The sequence below is a fragment of the Micromonospora sp. BL1 genome, assembly GCF_003667485.1.
Classification (GTDB): Bacteria; Actinomycetota; Actinomycetes; order Mycobacteriales; family Micromonosporaceae; genus Micromonospora; species Micromonospora tulbaghiae.
Genome location: NZ_RCVK01000318.1, coordinates 1 through 19,164 on the forward strand (window position 1 = coordinate 1; position 19,164 = coordinate 19,164).

General features: G+C 74.4%; 24 protein-coding genes. 16 read left to right on the top strand and 8 right to left on the bottom strand.

What is annotated here, in order from left to right; genetic code table 11:
- The coding region (locus tag EAD96_RS24025; protein WP_147457923.1) for an ABC transporter ATP-binding protein at positions 1-829 on the top strand (829 nt) is incomplete at its 5' end.
- Between the two features lie 16 nt (positions 830-845).
- Complete coding sequence (locus EAD96_RS24030; protein WP_120571341.1) at positions 846-1,742, top strand: ribokinase; 897 nt, start codon at positions 846-848, stop codon at positions 1,740-1,742.
- Positions 1,743-1,745: 3 nt separating this feature from the next.
- Here the strand turns inward: EAD96_RS24030 and EAD96_RS24035 are convergent, their stop codons facing one another.
- The gene (locus EAD96_RS24035) at positions 1,746-2,516 is read right to left on the bottom strand and encodes a hypothetical protein (RefSeq protein ID WP_121685866.1); all 771 of its coding nucleotides are present in this window, start codon (positions 2,514-2,516) and stop codon (positions 1,746-1,748) included.
- Positions 2,517-2,582: 66 nt separating this feature from the next.
- Complete coding sequence (locus tag EAD96_RS24040; RefSeq protein WP_018786214.1) at positions 2,583-3,062, bottom strand: DUF6232 family protein; 480 nt, start codon at positions 3,060-3,062, stop codon at positions 2,583-2,585.
- Between the two features lie 59 nt (positions 3,063-3,121).
- On the opposite strand from EAD96_RS24040, the gene EAD96_RS24045 reads away from it, so the two are divergent.
- Entirely contained in the window at positions 3,122-3,553 is a 432-nt protein-coding gene (locus EAD96_RS24045; protein ID WP_121685867.1) for a nuclear transport factor 2 family protein, read from the top strand.
- On the opposite strand, the gene EAD96_RS24050 is transcribed toward EAD96_RS24045, so the two are convergent.
- Positions 3,499-4,065 (bottom strand): DUF6232 family protein, encoded by a 567-nt coding sequence (locus EAD96_RS24050; RefSeq protein ID WP_121685868.1) that lies wholly within the window; start codon positions 4,063-4,065, stop codon positions 3,499-3,501. The genes EAD96_RS24045 and EAD96_RS24050 overlap by 55 nt on opposite strands.
- Positions 4,066-4,196: 131 nt before the next feature.
- On the opposite strand from EAD96_RS24050, the gene EAD96_RS24055 reads away from it, so the two are divergent.
- Both EAD96_RS24055 and EAD96_RS24060 read left to right on the top strand, forming a co-directional pair.
- A complete protein-coding gene (locus EAD96_RS24055) occupies positions 4,197-4,970 on the top strand; it encodes an enoyl-CoA hydratase/isomerase family protein (RefSeq protein WP_121685869.1) in 774 nt (257 codons plus the stop codon).
- A 70-nt stretch (positions 4,971-5,040) separates the two neighbouring features.
- Positions 5,041-6,663 carry an acetolactate synthase gene (locus tag EAD96_RS24060; RefSeq protein WP_121685870.1) on the top strand — a complete coding sequence of 541 codons (1,623 nt, stop codon included), beginning with the start codon at positions 5,041-5,043 and terminating at the stop codon, positions 6,661-6,663.
- Between the two features lie 56 nt (positions 6,664-6,719).
- Here the strand turns inward: EAD96_RS24060 and EAD96_RS24065 are convergent, their stop codons facing one another.
- The 3 genes from EAD96_RS24065 to EAD96_RS24075 are packed head-to-tail and all read right to left on the bottom strand — an operon-like array spanning position 6,720 to position 7,830.
- A complete protein-coding gene (locus EAD96_RS24065; protein ID WP_120571335.1) occupies positions 6,720-7,121 on the bottom strand; it encodes a PLD nuclease N-terminal domain-containing protein in 402 nt (133 codons plus the stop codon).
- Between the two features lie 26 nt (positions 7,122-7,147).
- Positions 7,148-7,447 carry a DUF202 domain-containing protein gene (locus EAD96_RS24070; RefSeq protein ID WP_121685871.1) on the bottom strand — a complete coding sequence of 100 codons (300 nt, stop codon included), beginning with the start codon at positions 7,445-7,447 and terminating at the stop codon, positions 7,148-7,150.
- Positions 7,444-7,830 (bottom strand): YidH family protein, encoded by a 387-nt coding sequence (locus EAD96_RS24075; RefSeq protein ID WP_120571333.1) that lies wholly within the window; start codon positions 7,828-7,830, stop codon positions 7,444-7,446. The genes EAD96_RS24070 and EAD96_RS24075 overlap by 4 nt, the downstream gene beginning before the upstream one ends.
- A 41-nt stretch (positions 7,831-7,871) precedes the next feature.
- Between EAD96_RS24075 and EAD96_RS24080 the strand changes: the two genes are divergently transcribed.
- From EAD96_RS24080 to EAD96_RS24095, 4 genes are all read left to right on the top strand, one after another.
- Positions 7,872-8,669 carry a GNAT family N-acetyltransferase gene (locus EAD96_RS24080; protein ID WP_121685872.1) on the top strand — a complete coding sequence of 266 codons (798 nt, stop codon included), beginning with the start codon at positions 7,872-7,874 and terminating at the stop codon, positions 8,667-8,669.
- Between the two features lie 2 nt (positions 8,670-8,671).
- Positions 8,672-9,076: a hypothetical protein gene (locus EAD96_RS24085; RefSeq protein ID WP_120573938.1), complete on the top strand. Its 405-nt coding sequence runs from the start codon at positions 8,672-8,674 to the stop codon at positions 9,074-9,076.
- Between the two features lie 176 nt (positions 9,077-9,252).
- The gene (locus tag EAD96_RS24090) at positions 9,253-10,032 is read left to right on the top strand and encodes an electron transfer flavoprotein subunit beta/FixA family protein (RefSeq protein ID WP_121685873.1); all 780 of its coding nucleotides are present in this window, start codon (positions 9,253-9,255) and stop codon (positions 10,030-10,032) included.
- Positions 10,033-10,043: 11 nt separating this feature from the next.
- Entirely contained in the window at positions 10,044-11,003 is a 960-nt protein-coding gene (locus tag EAD96_RS24095; protein ID WP_121685874.1) for an electron transfer flavoprotein subunit alpha/FixB family protein, read from the top strand.
- Between the two features lie 97 nt (positions 11,004-11,100).
- On the opposite strand, the gene EAD96_RS24100 is transcribed toward EAD96_RS24095, so the two are convergent.
- Positions 11,101-11,874 (bottom strand): anti-sigma factor, encoded by a 774-nt coding sequence (locus EAD96_RS24100; protein ID WP_121685875.1) that lies wholly within the window; start codon positions 11,872-11,874, stop codon positions 11,101-11,103.
- Entirely contained in the window at positions 11,828-12,433 is a 606-nt protein-coding gene (locus EAD96_RS24105) for an RNA polymerase sigma factor (protein ID WP_120571328.1), read from the bottom strand. Before EAD96_RS24105 ends, EAD96_RS24100 begins: the two co-directional genes overlap by 47 nt.
- Positions 12,434-12,673: 240 nt before the next feature.
- Between EAD96_RS24105 and EAD96_RS24110 the strand changes: the two genes are divergently transcribed.
- The 7 genes from EAD96_RS24110 to EAD96_RS24140 all read left to right on the top strand — a co-directional run bounded on the left by EAD96_RS24110 (position 12,674) and on the right by EAD96_RS24140 (position 19,061).
- Entirely contained in the window at positions 12,674-13,507 is an 834-nt protein-coding gene (locus tag EAD96_RS24110) for a DUF4397 domain-containing protein (protein WP_120571327.1), read from the top strand.
- A complete protein-coding gene (locus tag EAD96_RS24115) occupies positions 13,504-14,169 on the top strand; it encodes a class F sortase (RefSeq protein WP_121685876.1) in 666 nt (221 codons plus the stop codon). The genes EAD96_RS24110 and EAD96_RS24115 overlap by 4 nt, the downstream gene beginning before the upstream one ends.
- A gap of 97 nt (positions 14,170-14,266) precedes the next feature.
- A complete protein-coding gene (locus EAD96_RS24120; protein WP_121685877.1) occupies positions 14,267-15,442 on the top strand; it encodes a cysteine desulfurase family protein in 1,176 nt (391 codons plus the stop codon).
- 37 nt (positions 15,443-15,479) lie between these two features.
- Entirely contained in the window at positions 15,480-16,556 is a 1,077-nt protein-coding gene (gene mnmA, locus EAD96_RS24125; RefSeq protein ID WP_121685878.1) for a tRNA 2-thiouridine(34) synthase MnmA, read from the top strand.
- Between the two features lie 30 nt (positions 16,557-16,586).
- On the top strand, positions 16,587-17,591 hold the full coding sequence (locus EAD96_RS24130; RefSeq protein ID WP_121685879.1) for a methionine synthase: 1,005 nt from the start codon (positions 16,587-16,589) through the stop codon (positions 17,589-17,591).
- 37 nt (positions 17,592-17,628) lie between these two features.
- The gene (locus tag EAD96_RS24135; RefSeq protein ID WP_184682833.1) at positions 17,629-17,997 is read left to right on the top strand and encodes a VOC family protein; all 369 of its coding nucleotides are present in this window, start codon (positions 17,629-17,631) and stop codon (positions 17,995-17,997) included.
- 29 nt (positions 17,998-18,026) lie between these two features.
- Positions 18,027-19,061: an ADP-ribosylglycohydrolase family protein gene (locus tag EAD96_RS24140; protein ID WP_199733282.1), complete on the top strand. Its 1,035-nt coding sequence runs from the start codon at positions 18,027-18,029 to the stop codon at positions 19,059-19,061.
- Positions 19,062-19,164 lie beyond the last annotated feature (103 nt).

The window sequence follows — 19,164 nt, forward strand, 5'->3', positions numbered from 1 at the left end:
AGGGGGCGGGGGCGCCCCGGGCGCCCCCGCCCCCTCGACCGTGGACGCGGATCTGGTGGTCAGCCTCGACGGGGTCGTCGTCAAGCGTTCCGGCACCGCGCTGGTGCACGACGTCGACTGGCGGGTCGAGCTGGACGAACGGTGGGTGGTGCTCGGGCCGAACGGCGCGGGCAAGACCACGCTGCTCAACCTGGCCGCCGGCCGGCTGCACCCGACCAGCGGCGTCGCGCACGTGCTCGGCGAGCGCATCGGCCGTACCGACGTCAACGAGCTGCGTACCCGCATCGGCCTGTCCACCGCGACGCTCGCCGAGCGGATCCCCGCCGAGGAGCGCGTCGTCGACGTGGTGGTGACCGCCGCCTGGTCCGTGGTCGGCCGCTGGCGGGAGAGCTACGACCGCACCGACGTGGCGCGCGCCGCCGCGCTGCTGCGCCAGCTCGGCGTCGGCCACCTCACCGACCGCACGTACGGCACGCTGTCCGAGGGCGAACGCAAGCGCGTCCAGATCGCCCGCGCCCTGATGACCGACCCGGAGCTGCTGCTGCTCGACGAGCCCGCCGCCGGGCTCGACCTGGGCGGGCGCGAGGACCTGGTGGCCCGGCTGGCCGAGCTGGCGTACGACCCGGACGCGCCGGCCATGGTGCTGGTCACCCACCACGTCGAGGAGATCCCGCCGGGCTTCACCCACGCGCTGCTGCTGCGCGAGGGCGGCGTGGTGGCGCAGGGGCTGCTCGCCGACGTGCTCACCGCCGACAACCTGTCGAAGACGTTCGGCCTGCCGCTGGTGGTCACGCGGTCCGGCGACCGCTGGGCCGCCCGCGCCGCCTGAGCGACGGGACGACACAGTGCCGCAGACCCGGATCGCCGTCGTCGGCAGCGCCAACATGGACCTGGTCGGCATCGGCGCCGCGCTGCCCCGGCCCGGCGAGACGGTGCTGGGCGACGACTTCGTCATGCTGCCCGGCGGCAAGGGCGCCAACCAGGCGGTCGCCGCGGTACGTGCCGGCGCGTCCTGCGTCTTCCTCGGCGCGATCGGCTCGGACTCGTTCGGCGTGACGCTGCGGGCCCGGATGACAGCGGCCGGCGTGGACACCGGCCACCTGCGGGTGGTCTACGGCCCGTCCGGCGTCGCGCTGGTCATGGTCGGCGGCGCGGGGGAGAACGCCATCCTGGTCACCCCCGGGGCGAACGCCGCGTTCACGTCGCTGACCGCCGACGAGCTCTCCGCCGTACGCGATGCGGACGTGCTGGTCGCGCAGCTGGAGGTGCCGGTCGAGACGGTGACCGAGGCGGCGCTGGCGGCCCGTTCCGCGGGTACCCGGGTGGTGCTCAACGCCGCACCGGCCCGGCCGGTGCCGGCCGAGCTGCTGGCGGCCACCGACCTGCTCGTGGTGAACGAGCCGGAGGCGCAGGCGCTGACCGGCCGCGGCCGGGACGAGCCGGCGGCGCTGCTGGAGCTGGTGCCCCGGGCGGTGCTCACGCTCGGCGGCGACGGCGCCTGGTACGTCGACCGGGACCGGCCGCCGACGCACGTGCCGGCGGTGCCGGTGGACGTGGTCGACTCGACCGCCGCCGGGGACGCGTTCACCGCCGCGCTCGCCGTGGCCTGGGGCGAGGGGCGGGACCTGGCCGACGCGGTGCGCTGGGCGGCGGCCGCCGGTGCGGCGTGCGTGCGCAAGCTGGGCGCCTCGGTGGCGCTGCCGCACCGCGCGGAGATCGACGAGCTGTTCCCGGCCGGCTGAGCCTCAGCCGGCCGGTTCGTCGGTGAGGCGCTCGCCGCGGCGGCGCAGCATGCCGAGCCCGGGGATGCCGGCGACCGCGAGCTTGAGATCGCGTGTGACGTCCAGCAGGTCGTGCAGGTCCGGGCCGACCCGGTCCAGCGTGGCCAGGATCGGCAGCACGTCCGAGGTGAGATGGTCCTTGAGCTTCGGCAACTCGTCCACCAGCCGGATCGCGGCGGTCACCTCCTCCGGGCTGAGCTGCTCCACGAAACGGGCCGCCATCGGCGCGGCCCGGCGCAGCGTCGCCTCGTACGCGGTCAGCAGCTCGGTCGCGACGCCCGTCGCCTTCTCGGCGGTCGCCAGCGTGCCCGCCGCGCGGGCGGTCACCGTCTCCGCCTCGGTCACCACACCGGCCGCCGTCCGGGCCACCCGGTCGGCCTCGCCGACCACGGTGGCCGCCGCCTCGGAGACCCGCTGCGCCTCGCCGACCACCACAGTCGCCGCGGCGGCCACCTCGGTCGCCGTGTCGATCGCCGCGGTGGCGGCGGCGCTGATCACCGCCACCTCGCGGACCGCCGTCTCCGCGTCGGTGAGCACCCGGTCGGTGCGGTCGAGCGTGCCCTCGATCCGGTCCACCACCCCGTCGATCCGCCGGACCAGCGCCTCCACCTGGTCGAGGACGGCGAAGGCGCGAGCGGGCACCGAGGCCACCGTGGCGGCCGAGCCGAGCGCCTGGTCCACTGCGGTACGGGTGAGGCCGAGCAGGGCGCCGGGCCGGGGAAGAGGGATCGCCATGGCATCCAGTGTGCGGCGTCGCGGCCAGTGCCGCCGGATGAGGTGGCCGCCGCGCGCCGGGCCGGCTCACCGCAGGTCGCCCTGCTCGACGGCCCGCTGCACGGCCCGGTAGATCTGCCCGAACCGCAGCGCGTCCGGTGTGCGGACCAGCATCGTCTCCCGGCCGTGGTGCTGCACCCACAGCTCGTGCACCCGGTTGCCGCGCTCGTAGGAGCGGTCCAGCCAGCCGAGCGGCACCTCCAGGAACGGGGTGAGCGCCAGACCGGCCACCACGAACGCGGCCAGGATGATCAGGGCGAGTTTCCACTCGCCGCGGTCCTGCGCGGACCAGGCCAGCGAGAGCACGCAGACCACCGCGACCAGTGGCGGCAGCGACAGCAGCAGGACCAGCACGCCGCGGCCCAGCACCCGCCCCCGGACGGCGAGCGTGGTGGTGCCGCGCGCGTGCCAGACGTACGTGACGTCGGCGAGCGCGACGACCTGCCCGCCCGCGTGGATCGCCTCCGAGGTGACCTGCACGGCGTCGTCCCGGTAATAGAGGACCATGAATCAGCCTAACCGCGCGTGTCGATGTCGGCGCGTCCAGCGACGGTAGGCTGTGGGGCATGGCGGACCGGAACGGGGCCGGAACCAGCGGTGACGAGCAGGCGCGCAACGTCGAGGTGGTCCGGCGTTACCTGCGCACCTTCGTCACGAAGGATCTGGCCGAACTGGCCGAGGTGGTCGACGAGGACGTGGAGATCTACGGCTCGGGCACCGCGGTACGCGGCCGGCGCTACCCGGAGGCGGCCGTCTCCTCACCCGGCCTGACCGTGCTCGACCAGGACATCCGGGAGATCTTCGCGGCCGGGGACCGGGTGGTGGTGTCGATGGCGCAGACGTACCGGCGGGACGCGACCGGTGCGACCACGGTGCAGAGCGCGTGCAAGATGTACCGCCTCGCCGGTGGCCGGATCGTGCAGTTCTGGGGCGAGCAGGACACCTACGGCCTGTTGCGCGGGCTCGGCCTGCTGCCGGACGAGCCGATCACGTTCTGACGCGCGGCACGATCGGGCTGGCGGGCGGCACCATCGGGCGCGGCACGCCCCGGCGCGGACGGCAGGGCCTCCATGGCCCGCTGCACCGCCCGGTAGACCTGGCCGAAGCGCATCGCGTCGCGGGTGTGCAGCAGCCGCACCGGCCGGCCGCGCCACTGCGCCCACATCTCCATCTCCCGGCTGCCCCGGGCGTAGGAGCGGTCCAGGTGCTCGAAGAGGAAGTCCGCGAGCGGACCGACGGCGAGGCCGAGCAGCACCGAGACCCCGACGATGGCGATGGTGACCACCGCCGAACGCTGGAGCCACACGGCCAGCGCTATGCCCAGCACGGCGGCCACCAGCGGTCCGGCGAGCGCGGCCCCGATCGCGCCGCGCCCGGCGAGCACCCGCCAGGAGCGGTCACCCCGCCGGTGCCACACGGTGGTCAGTTCGGCGAGCGGGTAGCTGCGCCCGTCCACCCGTACCGCGGTGGAGGTGACCTGGACGGAGCGGTCGTCGTAGTAGGTGATCATGGCCTCACTCCCGGTGGCGGGGCGGCGGCGACTCCGGCGGCGACCTGGGGAGTCGCCGACACCACACTGTCTACCCCAACGAGGCGAGTCGTAAGGTTGGCACGCGACTTCGACGAGGAAGTGAGGGCAGCGTGGGCGAGTTCGTCAGGCTGGAAGTGAAGGACGGCATCGGCACCATCCGGCTGGAGCGGCCGCCGATGAACGCGCTCAACACCCAGGTGCAGGAGGAGCTGCGCGCCGCCGCGTCGGCGGCCACCGCCGACACCGAGGTCCGCGCCGTGATCGTGTACGGCGGCGAGAAGGTCTTCGCGGCCGGTGCGGACATCAAGGAGATGGCCGACATGTCCTACGTGGACATGGCGGAGCGCGCGGCCGACCTGTCCAGCGCGCTCGGCGCGATCGCCCGCATCCCCAAGCCGGTCGTCGCCGCGATCACCGGGTACGCGCTCGGCGGCGGCTGCGAGCTGGCGCTGGCCTGCGACTGGCGGATCGTCGCCGAGGACGCCAAGCTCGGCCAGCCGGAGATCAAGCTCGGCATCATCCCCGGCGCCGGCGGCACCCAGCGGCTGGCCCGCCTGGTCGGCCCGGCCCGCGCCAAGGATCTGATCATGACCGGGCGGATGGTCGACGCCGCCGAGGCGCTGCGGATCGGCCTGGCCGACCGGGTGGTCCCGGCCGCCGAGGTCTACGACGCCGCGGTGGCGTACGTGAAGCCGTTCCTGACCGGGCCGGTGCAGGCGCTGCGCGCGGCGAAGGCGGCTGTCGACGGCGGTCTGGACATGGACCTCACCTCGGGCCTGGCCTGGGAGAGCCAGCTCTTCGCGGCGTTGTTCGCCACCGACGACCGGCGCGAGGGCATGGCCGCGTTCGTGGAGAAGCGCAAGCCGGGCTTCACCGGTCGCTGACGCGAGAGCTGTTCACATCTGCTGTACCGGCCAGTAGCGTGACCCCGGTCGGTCGACGAAGGGGAATGGCATGACGGAGCGGATCGAGGGCCACGGGGGCGATCTGGCGCTCGCGGCACTACGCGCGCACGGCGTACGGGAGATGTTCACGCTGTCCGGCGGGCACGTCTTCCCGCTCTACGACGCCGCGCACAAGGCGGATTTCCCCCTCTACGACGTGCGGCACGAGCAGTCCGCGGTGTTCGCCGCCGAGGCGGTCGCCAAGCTCCAGCGCCGCCCCGGCCTGGCCGTGCTCACCGCCGGCCCCGGCGTCACCAACGGGGTCTCCGGCCTGACCAGCGCGTTCTTCAACGCCTCGCCGGTGCTGGTGCTCGGCGGGCGGGCGCCCCAGTTCCGCTGGGGCTCGGGCAGCCTCCAGGAGATGGACCACCTGCCGCTGGTCGCGCCGGTGACCAAGCACGCCGAGACGGTGTTCAGCGCCGACGACATCCCGCGCGCGGTGTCGGCGGCGCTGACCACCGCGCTCACCCCGCACCGCGGCCCGGTCTTCCTGGACTTCCCGCTGGAGGCGGTCTTCTCGGTCGGTGACGCCGACCTGCCGGCGGTCACGCCGCCGGCGCCGATCGAGCCGGACCCGGACGAGGTGGCCAAGGCGGCCCGCCTGATCGCGGGCGCGTCCCGGCCGGTGATCATCGCCGGTTCCGACGTGTACGCGGGCGACGCCGTCGAGGCGCTGCGTGCCGCCGCCGAGTCGCTGCGGGTGCCGGTGTTCACCAACGGCATGGGCCGGGGCGCGCTGCCGCCGGAGCACCCGCTCGCCTTCGCCAAGGCGCGCCGGGTCGCGCTCAAGGGCGCCGACGTGGTCGTGGTGATCGGCACCCCGCTGGACTTCCGGCTCTCCTTCGGCGACTTCGGCGACGCCCAGGTGGTGCACGTGGTGGACGCACCGAGCCAGCGGGCCGGGCACGTGCAGCCGGCCGCCGCGCCGGCCGGTGACCTGCGGCTGATCCTCGGCGCGTTCGCCGACCACACCGGTGACCGGGCCGACCACGCCGACTGGATCGCCGAACTGCGGACCGCCGAGGACGCGGCGAAGTCCCGCGACGCGGAGGAGATGGCCGCCGAGAGCGACCCGATCCGCCCGGCCCGGATCTACGGCGAGCTGCGCAAGGTGCTCGCCCCGGACGCCATCACCATCGGCGACGGCGGCGACTTCGTCTCGTACGCCGGGCGGTACCTGGAGCCCGCCCAGCCGGGCACCTGGCTCGACCCCGGCCCGTACGGGTGCCTGGGCACCGGCATGGGCTACGCGATGGGCGCCCGGGTGAGCCACCCGGACCGGCAGATCTGTGTGCTGATGGGCGACGGCGCGGCCGGCTTCTCGCTGATGGACGTGGAGTCGCTGGTCCGGCAGAAGCTGCCGGTGGTGATCGTGGTCGGCAACAACGGCATCTGGGGGCTGGAGAAGCACCCGATGCGGGCGATGTACGGCTACGACGTGGCCGCCGACCTCCAGCCCGGCCTGCGCTACGACAAGGTGGTCGAGGCGCTGGGCGGCGGGGGCGAGACGGTGGAGAAGGCCGCCGACCTCGGGCCCGCGCTGGGGCGCGCGTTCGACTCGGGCGTGCCGTACCTGGTGAACGTGCTGACCGACCCCGCGGACGCGTACCCCCGTTCGTCGAACCTGGCCTGAGACACGGCGCGTGCGGGCCGTCCGCCGGGTGACCGGCGGGCGGCCCGCTGCGCGTGTCAGACCTCGGGGCGGTCCCGGTCGTCCGGACGGCCGCGCAGCTCCTCCTCGCGGCGGCGCAGGTCCTCCTCCCACAGCCGCAGCCGTTCCTGGTCCTCGCGGCGGGACCGCTCGTCCAGCGAGGCGAGGAACTCCGGGTCGTCGTCCGGTGCGAGCGGGCGGCGGGCCGCCGGGGCGGCGGGACGGGTCGTGCCGGTGACGCCGGCGGTCCCGGCCGGGCGCTCGCGGCCCACCAGGAACCAGGCGATCGAGCCGACCAGCGGGAAGAAGAGAATGATCAGCACCCAGATCATCCGGGGCAGCGCCTTGACCTTCTCCTCGTCGGCGGAGAGGCAGCTGATCAGCGCGCACACGGCGAGGACGATCTGAACCAGGAAGAGCAGCACGTAGAGGCGGGCCATGCCCCATGATGGCTCACCGCCGCACGTCAGCGCACCCCGCCGAGCACGTGCGCCACACCGAGCACCGCCAGTCCGGCCGCACCGAGCGCGGTCAGCGGCACCGACCAGCTGTCGAACCGCAGCGGCCCGGTGCCGGTGGCCCGGTGCCACGTCACCACCAGCACGGCGAGCCAGACCAGGAGCGCCGCCCCGGTCAGCAGCGCGTCGAGGACGCGGCCGGTGAACGCCTGCCGGAGCTGGAGCAGCAGCACCGCGGTCAGCGTGAGCAGCGTCCGCCGCCAGGCCAGCCGGGTGCGCTCGGGCTGCAGCCCGGGGTCTCGGGTCACCCCGCGCCGCCCAGCAGCACGGCGGCCACCAGCAGCAGCGCGCCGACCGCGACGACGAGCGCCAGCACGGCCGGGAAGCGGGACGCGGGCAGCTCCTCGTTCAGTCGCATGGCGCGTTCGGTGCGCGCCCAGTGGTCGACCGCCCGGATCGAGACGGCCGCGCCGAGCAGCAGCAACGCGATCGCGAGCGCCTCGCGCAGGTGGGCCAGGCGCAGCGGCGGGAGGAACTGGGCGGCGGCCAGCCCGCCTGCGACCAGCGCGAGCCCTGTCCGCAGCCAGGCCAGGAAGGTCCGTTCGTTCGCCAGCGAGAAGCGGTAGTCCGGCGGGGTGCCGACCGAACGCAGCTCACGCGGGTCGAACCAGCTCTTGATCGACTCCCACACGCTGCCGATTATCCGCTTTGCCCCGCGCCTAGCCTGGGGGGATGACCGATCTTGACGCGCGCGAGCTGCGTGACGCCTACGACAGCCAGATCCGACCGGAGCTGCCGGACCCGCTGCCGGACGGGGTGACGGTGGAGCGCGACGGCCCGCTGTTCCGCGTGCTCGGCCTCGACCACCGGGGCTTCCTCACCTACCGGACGCTCGACGGCCTGGCCGGCGCCGAGCTGGACGCGCTCATCGCCCGGCAGGTCGAGGTCTTCCGGGCCCGGGGCGAGTCGGTCGAGTGGAAGCTCGCCGGTCACGACGAGCCGGCCGACCTGGGCGACCGGCTGCGCGCCGCCGGCTTCGTACCGGAGGACCAGGAGACCGTCGTGGTCGGCCCGGTCGCGCCGCTCGCCGCCGCCGTCCCGGTGCTCCCCGAGGGGGTACGCCTGCGCGAGGTCACCAGCCGGGCCGACCTGGAACGGATCGCGGCGATGGAGGAGGAGGTCTGGCGCACCGACCGCAGCCACCTGGTGATCGGCCTGCTCCGGGAGATCGAGGCGGACCCGCAGTCGATCACGGTGGTGGTGGCCGAGGCGGGGGAGACGGTGGTCAGTGCGGGCTGGATCCGCTACCAGCGCGGCACCGGCTTCGCCAGCCTCTGGGGCGGCTCGACGCTGCCGCAGTGGCGGAAGAAGGGCATCTACCGGGCGCTCGTGGCGTACCGGGCGCGGCTGGCACAGCAGCGCGGCAAGACGTTGCTGCAGGTGGACTGCTCGCCGGACAGCCGGCCCATCCTGGAGCGGCTCGGGCTCGTTGCGGTCACCACCTCCACGCCCTACGTCTACACTCCGTGATCATGGAACGGTTGACGGCGGACGAGCGGCTCACTCTGAAGACCGGCGCGTTCGGTGCCGTGTTCCTGGTCTCCAACGCCGTGCCCGGCGTGCTGGCCATGGTGCGGGAGAGCTTCGCCGCCTCCGGTGCGCTCGCCGAGGTGGGGGGTGTGGTCAAGGAGGCACTGACCACCGGGCCGCTGCCGCAGCTTCCCCGGGACTCGGTCATGGAGATCGAGTCGGTGGTGCTGCCCGCGCTGGGCCGGTCGGTGGAGATCCTGCGCGCCAAGTCGCCGGACGACGTCGAGACGTACCGGTCGGTGGTGCTGGCCGCGGCGGAGCGGGTGGCGCAGGCGCACCGGGGGATCGAGCCGGCCGAGGCGGCGGCGATCGAGAAGATCCGGCAGGCGCTGGCCGAGGCGGCGTGACGGTGGTGAGTTGCGTCACTCCGGGCCGCCGGGGTGGCCATGCTACTTGCGGGTAACATTGCCTCGTGGGGAAGTGCACAGCTGCCCGCGGTTGACCCACGTTGCGTCACGCGGGAGGCTGCGCCCGTGACCGGGCGAGTGATCGCTACACCAAACAGGAGGGTCGTCGAAGCGCGATGAACATCGTCGTACTCGTCAAGCAGGTGCCCGATTCGGGCGCGGACCGCAACCTGCGTTCTGACGACAACACCGTCGACCGCGGTTCGGCGAACAACGTCATCAACGAGATGGACGAGTACGCCATCGAGGAGGCGTTGAAGATCAAGGAGGCGCACGGCGGCGAGGTCACCATCCTGACCATGGGTCCGGACCGGGCGACCGAGTCGATCCGCAAGGCGCTCTCCATGGGCCCGGACAAGGCCGTCCACGTCGTCGACGACGCCCTGCACGGCTCCTGCGCGGTGGCCACCTCGAAGGTGCTCGCCGCCGCCCTCGGGCAGCTCAACGCCGACCTGGTCATCTGCGGCGCCGAGTCGACCGACGGCCGGGTCCAGGTCATGCCGCACATGATCGCCGAGCGGCTGGGCGTGGCCGCCCTGACCGGCGCGCGCAAGCTCACCGTCGACGGGTCCAGCCTGACCGTCGAGCGGCAGACCGAGGAGGGCTACGAGGTGGTCACCGCCTCCACCCCGGCCGTGGTCTCCGTCTGGGACACCATCAACGAGCCGCGCTACCCGTCCTTCAAGGGCATCATGGCGGCCAAGAAGAAGCCGGTGCAGACGCTCTCCCTGGGCGACCTGGGCGTGGCCCCGGCCGAGGTGGGCTTCGACGGCGCCACCAGCGCCGTGGTCGAGCACTCCAAGCGCCCGCCGCGCTCCGGCGGCGAGAAGATCACCGACGAGGGCGAGGGCGGCGTGAAGCTGGTCGAGTTCCTCGCCACCGAGAAGTTCGTGTGAGAGGTCTGGACATGGCTGAGGTTCTCGTCGTCGTCGAAGCCACCAAGGAATTCGGCGTCAAGAAGGTCACGTGTGAGATGCTCACCCTCGCCCGCGAGCTGGGCACCCCGAGCGCTGTCGTCCTCGGTGGCGCCGGCGCCGCCGAGGCGCTGAGCGCCAAGCTCGGCGAGTACGGCGCGGAGAAGATCTACGCCGCCGAGGGCGAGGAGATCGACGGCTACCTGGTGGCCCCCAAGGCGACGGTGGTCGCCGAGCTGGTCAAGCGCGTCCAGCCGGCCGCCGTGCTGCTCGCCTCCTCCCAGGAGGGCAAGGAGATCGCCGCCCGCCTGGCGGTCAAGCTGGACAACGGCATCCTGACCGACGTGGTCGGCCTGGCCGCCGACGGCACCGCCACCCAGGTCGCGTTCGCCGGCTCCACCATCGTCAAGTCCAAGGTCACCAAGGGCCTGCCGCTGGTCACCGTCCGGCCGAACTCGCTCAACCCGGCCCCGGCCGCGGCCACCCCGGCCGTCGAGCAGCTCACCGTGTCGGTCACCGACGCGGACAAGCTGGCCAAGGTCGTCGAGCGGGTCGCCGAGCAGAAGGGCTCCCGCCCCGAGCTGACCGAGGCGTCGGTCGTCGTCTCCGGCGGTCGCGGTGTCGGCAACGCCGACAACTTCAAGCTGGTCGAGGAGATCGCCGACCTGCTCGGCGGCGCGGTCGGCGCGTCCCGCGCGGCCGTCGACTCCGGCTACTACCCGCACCAGTTCCAGGTCGGTCAGACCGGCAAGACGGTCTCCCCGCAGCTCTACGTCGCGCTGGGCATCTCCGGCGCGATCCAGCACCGGGCCGGCATGCAGACCTCGAAGACCATCGTCGCGGTGAACAAGGACGCCGAGGCGCCGATCTTCGAGCTGGCCGACTTCGGCGTGGTCGGCGACCTGTTCAAGGTCGTCCCGCAGGCCGCCGAGGAGATCCGCAAGCGCAAGTGAGCGTCGCGTGAGAAGAGGCCGCCGCCCGGTGCACCGGGCGGCGGCCTTTCTCGTAGGGAGCTGATCGGCGGGCCGGGGAGCTGAGCCGGCCCGCCGATCAGCCCGTCAGGGTGCCCCTCAGCAGGCTGTCGCCGGAGTGGCCGGGCTTGTTGTCGTACTGCTCCGCGCTGACGTCGACCACGGTGTAGGTGCGCAGGTCGACGTTCGGGGGGATCGGCAGCAGCGCATCCCCCGAGCCGTTGCTCAGCGTACCCACGGAGAACATCTCCATCGTGTTCGGATCGATCAGCCAGACCTCGTAGTACCCCGGAACGCTCGGGAGATTCGCCACGTGCAGATGCAACCGGTTGTCACCGAGCACCCGGGCGTCGCCGGAGGCGTCCTTCGGCGTCGCGCCGAACGCGGCGAGCGGTGCGCTGGCCACCACCGGCGGCTCGGGGTCGGCCGGCTCGCCGCCGCCACCGCCGAGCACCGCGGCCGTGCCGGCCACGCCGATCGCCGCGGCGGCGGTGGCGGTGACCGCCGTGGTCGCCCACCCCGGCCAGCGCCGGCTCCGCCGCGGACGACGTGCCACGACGGGTACGGCGGCCGGCTCCACCGGGTCGGCCGGGCGCGGCAGGCGCCGATCGGTCAGCGCCGGCAGTTCCTCGGCGGCCCGGATCTCGGCCACGATGCCCTGCCAGATGTGCTCCGGCGGGTCGGGCAGGTCGGCCAGGCCCTGCGTGCCGGCGCCGAGCCCGGCGACGTGCTGGAGCGACTCCATCTCGCCCCGGCAGTGGTCGCAGGTGTCCAGATGGGTGGCCTCGCCGTCAGCCGCCTCGCTCTCACCGAGCGCCAGAAAGACCAGCCGGTCGTGGTCCAGGTGCTGCACCGTCCACCTCCCATCTGCGTTTCAGGCTCTGCATGCCGCGTCTGATGTGACTCTTGACGGTGCCGAGCGGCACTCCGGTCACCGCCGCGATCTGCTGGTGTGTCAGGTCGTCGTAGAACGCCAGCTCCAGCATCCGGCGTTGTTCGTCGGGGAGCCGGGCCAGTTCGTCGGCGACCACCAGCCGGTCGACCACCGTGTCCGGGTCGGGGCCGGTGGAGACCGGCTCCGGCAGTTGCTTCACCGTCTCGACCACCCGGGTCTCCCGGGCCGCGGCCCGGATCCGGTCGACCACCTTGCGCCGCCCGATCCCGAGCAGCCAGCCGACCAGTGAGCCTTTCGCCGGGTCGAACGTCTCCCGGCCGAGCCAGGCGGCGACGAACGTCGCCTGGGTCACGTCCTCGGCGTCACTGCGGTTCACGAGCGTCGTGGTGGCCAGGTGCAGCACCGCCCGCCCGTACCTGTCGTACGCCTCTCGCAGGGCCGCCTCGTCGCCGTCGCGGAACCGGGTGGCGAGGTCGTCCTCGCCCGGCGGTTCGGGGCCCTGCCTGGCCGCCGTCACCGGGCGGCTCGCCTTCCGTGGGGCATGCCCGACTGTAACTCCCACAGCCCCCGCCCCACTCTCCCGGTGTGTCCGTCACGACCCTCGTCACCTCTCCTTCGTCGCCGCAGGGTCCGGCGGATGCGCCCGGAGACGGGAAAAAGAAATCGGATCCGGGCGCATCCGGGGGCGACGGAGCCGGCGTAACCCGTTCTGCAAGCCAGGCCTGACGAATCAGCATCAACCACCAGGAGGCAGACAATGCAGTACGCGATGTTCCGTCGGGTCGCCGCGGGCGGCGCGGTGGCCGCCCTCACCTTCGCCGGCGTCGGCGCCGCCACCATGAGCCCGGCCTACGCCGCCTCGTCGAAGGTCTCCGTGGTCCACGGCATCCCGGACACCCCGGTCGACGTGTACGTCAACGGCGAGAAGACGCTGAACAACTTCAAGCCCGGCGACGTCGCCGGCCCGCTCACCCTGCCCGAGGGGGAGTACGACATCGCCCTGACCAAGCCCGGCGAGGCGATCGACAAGGCGATCCTGAAGGTGGACGACGCCGAGGTGCCGGGCGGGGCGAACATCAGCCTCGCCGCCCACCTCAGCGCCGCCGGCGAGCCGCAGATCACCCCGTTCGTCAACGACGTGTCCAAGGTGGGCGCCGGCAAGGCCCGGCTGATCGTCCGGCACACCGCCGCCGCCCCGGCCGTCGACGTGCGGGCCGGTGGGAAGCCGGTCTTCGAGAACCTGACCAACCCGAAGGAGGCCAAGGCGGACGTGGCCGCCGGCTCGGTCGAGGCGGACGTGGTGCTCGCCGGCACCGACACCGTCGCCATCGGCCCGGCCGACCTGAACCTGAAGGAGGGCACCGCCACCATCGTCTACGCGATCGGCTCGGCCGAGGCGAAGAACCTGAACGTGGTCGCCCAGACCATCAGCGGCCTGCACTCGGCGCCGGGCGGCGTGCCCAGCGGCACCGGCGGCCAGGCCGGCACCGGCGTGGACACCTGGTGGTACGTGCTGGCCGGGGCCGGCGTGCTGCTCCTGGTCGGCGGCGGGGCGCGGGTGGCGGCAACCGCCCGGGCCGGTCGCCGGTGACGGTGCGCAACCGCGGGGCGCTGGCGGCGATGGCCGCCGGCGCCGCCGCGCTCACCCTGGCGACAGTGGTGGCGTGCGGATCCGAGCCCGCCGAGGACGTCGGCGGCGACGAGGTGACGGCGCTGGCCAGTGCCACGCCCACACCCGCGCCCTCGGCGACCGGCGGCGGCTCGGTCCCGGTGAACCCGGGCACGCTGCCCGCCGGCGCCGAGATCGTGCCGCCGGTGAAGCTGAGCATCCCGCCGATCCGGGTCACCGCCACCGTCAACCCGGTGGGCGTCAACGAGCGCACCGACGAGTTCGAGGTGCCGCCCAGCGTGGACCAGGTCGGCTGGTACCGCTACGGCCCGGGCCTGGAGGCCGGTGCCGGCTCGGTGGTGATCGCCGGGCACGTGGACAGCGCCGAGCAGGGCAAGGGCGCGTTCTTCCGGCTGCGTGAGCTGGGCCGGGGGGACGAGCTCACCGCCACCGGCTCGGACGGCCGCGAGCGCTCGTACCGGGTGGTGGCCCGGGAGGAGTACCGGAAGTCGAAGATCCCGCTGGAGCGGTACTTCGCGCGCGACGGCAAGCCGCGCCTCACGCTGATCACCTGCGGTGGGCCGTTCGACGCGAAGACCCGCAGCTACCGGGACAACATCGTGGTCACGGCCGTTCCCGCGTGACCATGACGGGCCCGCGTGAGCGGGCCGGACCGCCCCGGGTGGGACGGGGCGGTCCGGCCCCCGGGGCCGGGTACGCAGGCCGTTAGGCTGAACCGTGATGGCATACCTTGATCACGCCGCGACGACCCCGATGCTGGACGAGGCACTCGAGGCGTACGTCGCTGTCGCCCGCGAGGTCGGCAACGCCTCGTCGCTGCACGCGGCGGGTCGCCGGGCCCGGCGGCGGGTGGAGGAGTCCCGCGAGCGGGTGGCCGCCGCGCTCGGCGCCCGCCCCTCCGAGGTGATCTTCACCGGCGGCGGCACGGAGAGCGACAACCTCGCCGTGAAGGGCGTCTTCTGGGCCCGTCGCGCCGCCCGCGCCGACCGGGTCCGGGTGGTCTCCAGCGCGGTCGAGCACCACGCCGTCCTCGACGCGGTGGACTGGCTGGTCGAGCACGAGAGCGCGCAGGCCGGCTGGCTTCCGGTCGACGCGGCCGGGCGGCTCGATCCGGAGCGACTGCGCGCCGAGCTGGCCGAGCACGGCGAGCGCGTCGCGGTGGTCACCGCCATGTGGGCGAACAACGAGGTGGGCACCGTCCAGCCGGTGGCCGAGCTGGCCGCCGTCGCCGCCGAGCACGGGGTGCCGTTCCACACCGACGCCATCCAGGCGGTCGGGCAGGTCCCGGTCGACTTCGCCGCCAGCGGCGTGTCGGCGCTCACCGTGACCGGGCACAAGCTCGGCGGCCCGGCCGGCGTGGGCGCGCTGCTGCTGGCCCGCGACGTGGCGGCCACCCCGCTGCTGCACGGCGGCGGCCAGGAGCGCGACGTACGCTCCGGGACGCTCGACACCGCGGGCATCGTCGCGTTCGCGGTCGCCGTCGAGAGCGCGGTCAAGGGCCAGCAGGAGTACGCCGCCCGCGTCGCCGCGCTCCGCGACGAGCTGGTCGAGCGGGTCCGGCAGGCCGTCCCCGAGGTGATCTTCAACGGCGACCCGGCCGACCGGCTCCCGGGCAACGCGCACTTCTCCTTCCCCGGCTGCGAGGGGGACGCGCTGCTGCTGCTCCTGGACGCCCAGGGCATCGCCTGCTCCACCGGGTCGGCCTGCTCCGCCGGGGTGGCCCAGCCCTCACACGTGCTGCTGGCCATGGGCGCAGACGACGACCGGGCCCGGTCCTCGCTGCGCTTCACGCTCGGGCACACGAGCACCGGCGCGGACGTGGACGCGCTGATCGCCGCGCTGCCGGCCGCGGTGGAGCGGGCCCGCCGAGCGGCCGCCCTCCGTACTCCCCGCTGATCCGGATACGCTCGGTGAGGACGAGGGGAGTGGGCCGGTGAGGGTTCTGGCGGCGATGTCGGGCGGGGTGGACTCCGCCGTCGCGGCGGCACGGGCGGTGGAGGCCGGGCACGACGTGACGGGCGTGCACCTGGCGCTGGCCCGTAACCCGCAGACGTACCGCACCGGCGCCCGGGGTTGCTGCACGCTGGAGGACTCCCGGGACGCCCGGCGCGCCGCCGACGTGCTCGGCATCCCGTTCTACGTGTGGGACATGGCCGACCGGTTCCACGACGACGTGGTGGACGACTTCGTGGCCGAGTACGCCGCCGGGCGTACCCCGAATCCCTGCCTGCGCTGCAACGAGAAGATCAAGTTCGCGGCGGTGCTGGACCGGGCCGTGGCCCTGGGCTTCGACGCGGTGGTCACCGGCCACCACGCCCGGCTCGGCGCCGACGGCCTGCTGCGGCGCAGCGTGGACGCGGCCAAGGACCAGTCGTACGTGCTGGCGGTGCTGACCCGCGCGCAGCTCGACCGGTCGATCTTCCCGCTCGGCGACTCGACGAAGGCCGAGGTGCGCGCGGAGGCCGCCCGGCGCGGCCTCGCCGTGGCCGACAAGCCGGACTCGCACGACATCTGCTTCATCGCCGACGGCGACACCCGCGGCTTCCTGGCCGAGCGGCTCGGCGAGGCGCCGGGCCAGGTGGTGGACGCGCTCACCGGCGCGGTGGTGGGCAGCCACAGCGGCGCCTACCAGTACACCGTCGGGCAGCGGCGTGGCCTGCACCTGGACCGCCCGGCGCCGGACGGCCGGCCACGCTACGTCCTGTCCGTCACCCCGACCACGAACACCGTGACGGTCGGCCCGGCCGAGGCGCTGGAGGTCTCCGACGTGCGGGCCACCCGCCCGGTGTGGACCGGCGGGCCGCGCCCGGACGGGCCGGTCGAGTGCGAGGTGCAGCTCCGGGCGCACGGCGACGTGGTGCCGGCCGCGGTCGAGGTCGACGCCGACGGGCTGCGCGCGTCGCTGCGCCGCCCGGTGCGGGGTGTCGCCGCCGGCCAGGCGATCGTGGCCTACCGGCCGGACCCGGCCGGCGACGTCGTCCTCGGCTCCGCCACCATCACCGCTGCCTGACCGGCGACGGGCAGCGGATAGGCTGCGGCCGTGACTGAGCAGGCGTGGCCCTGGCCCACCGGCGCGGCGACCGGCATCGGTTCGCTGCCCGGCACCGACATCGCCGAGGCGCAGCGGATCGTGCTCGGCGAGCTGCCCGCCCTGCCGCACCTGCCCGAGCTGCCCGCGCGAGGGCCGGGCGCGGACATCGTCGGCCGCACCGCCGGCCTGCTCGTCGAACTTCCGGTCGAGCTGTACGCGGCCCGCTGGCGGATCGCCCCGCGCCCCGGCCGCGACCTGCGCCGCGCCCGCGACCTGATGGAACGCGACCTCGACCAGCTCGCCGAGCAGGCCGAGGAGTACGCCGGACCGGTCAAGGTCCAGGCGGCCGGCCCGTTCACCCTCGCCGCCGCGCTGGAGCTGCCGATCGGCGGCCGGATGCTGCGCGACCCGGGCGCGGTACGCGACCTCGCCGGCTCGCTCGGCGAGGGGCTGCGCGGGCACGTCGAAGCGGTGACCCGGCGGCTGCCCCGCGCCTCGGTGCTGCTCCAGCTCGACGAGCCGTCCCTGCCGGCGGTGCTGGCCGGCCGGGTGCCCACCGAGAGCGGCTTCGGCACCCACCGACCGGTGGAGACCGAGGTGGCGCGCGGGCTGCTGCACGACGTGATGGAGGCGGCCGGCGTCCCGGCGCTCGTGCACTGCTGCGCGCCGGACGCCCCGCTGGAGCTGATCCGGTCCGCCGGGGCCGTGGGCGTCGCGCTCGACCTGTCGCTCGTCACCGACCTCGACCCGCTCGGCGAGGCGATCGACGCCGGGCTCGGGCTGCTGGCCGGCGCCGCGCCGACGCTGCCGCCGCCGTCCGGCCGGGCGCCGACGTCGGCCGAGGTCGCCGACCGCATCCGGCGGGTCTGGGACCAGCTCGGCTTCCCCCGTCGCCGGCTGGCCGAGCAGGTGGTGGTCACCCCCGCGTGCGGTCTGGCCGGCGCCACCCCGGCGTACGCCCGCGCGGTGCTCACCGCCTGCCGCGACGCCGGCCGGCGGCTCGCCGAGGACTGACGTTTTTCCGTCGTACCCGCCGGGCACGATGACCGGCATGATTGGACGACTGCGTTCCACAGTGATCGACTGCCCCGATCCGCACGCGCTCGCCGCCTTCTACTCCGAGCTGCTCGGCCTGCCCCTGGTGGAGGAGAACTCCGACGGCGACGAGTGGGTGGTGCTCGGTGGCCCGCCCGGGCACCAGCCGCGGGTGGCCTTCCAACGGGCGCCCGGCCTGCGCGCCCCCGACTGGCCCGACCCGGCCCGGCCGCAGCAGTTCCACCTCGACGTGACGGTCGACGACATCGAGGCGGCCGAGAAGGCGGCGCTGGCGCTCGGCGCGCGGCGGCTGCCGGGTGAGGGGGAGGGCTTCCGGGTCTACGCCGACCCGGCCGGTCACCCGTTCTGCCTCTGCTGGGACTGATCTTCCGCGACTTGCGCGGCGGGGGCATGATCGCCACCGTGACCGCCTCCACCGCCACCGGCCGCGCCGCCGGTTCGCTGTTCGGCCTGGCCTACGGCGACGCCCTGGGCAAGCCGACCGAGTTCCTCACCGTCTCCGAGATCGTCCGGCGCTACGGTCCGGGCGGTCCGCGCGAGCTGACCGGCGACCCGGCCCTGGTCACCGACGACACCCAGATGGCGCTGGCCGTGGCGTGGGCGCTGCACGACACGCCCGCGTACACGGCCGGGGCGGTGGAGCCGCTGCTGCGGCAGCGCTTCGTCGACTGGTCGGTCAGCCCGGAGAACAACCGCGCCCCCGGCATGACCTGCCTGCGGGCCTGCGCCGAGCTGGCCCGGGGTGCCCGCTGGCAGGAGGCCACGGTCGCCGGTTCCAAGGGCTGCGGCGCGAACATGCGGGTCACCCCGGTCGGGCTGCTCGACGTCGACCTGGACACGATGGCCGGGCTGGCCCAGCTCCAGGCCGGTCTCACCCACGGCCACCCGACCGGGCTGGCGGCGAGCGAGCTGACCGCGTACGCGGTCCGGCTGCTGCGCGACGGTGCGGCGCTGCCGGAGCTGCCCGGCCTGCTCACCGAGCGGGCCCGGGAGCAGCGCACCGTCTACCGGGACGACTGGCTGGGCGACCTGTGGCAGCGGCCCGGCGAGAGCAGCGCGGCCGAGTTCGTCGCCCGGGGCTGGGACGACTGCCTGCGCGTGCTCGGCCGGCTGGAGGCGGCGCTGGCCCGCCCGGACGACGGCGGCGACCCGTGCCGGTTCACCGGCGAGGGGTGGATCGCCGAGGAGGCGCTCGCCACCGCGCTGCTCTGCGCGCTGCGCCACACCGACGACCCGGTCGGCGCGCTGGCCCGTGGCGCCACCACCGCCGGTGACTCGGACTCCATCGCCGCCCTGGCCGGCGCGTTCGTCGGCGCCGCGTACGGCATGGCCGCCTGGCCCGCCGGGTGGGCCGGCCGGATCGAGTACGCCGGTCAGCTCACCGCGCTCGCCGCCGCGTTCGACGGAGGGGTCCAGCCCGCGCGCTGAGGGCCGGACAGCCGCACCGGCTCCCTCTCGCGCGGGTGGTTCGGACGCCGCTTCCGGCTCGCGCGGGTGGTTTCGGGCGCCGGTTCGGCTCGCGGGGTGGGCG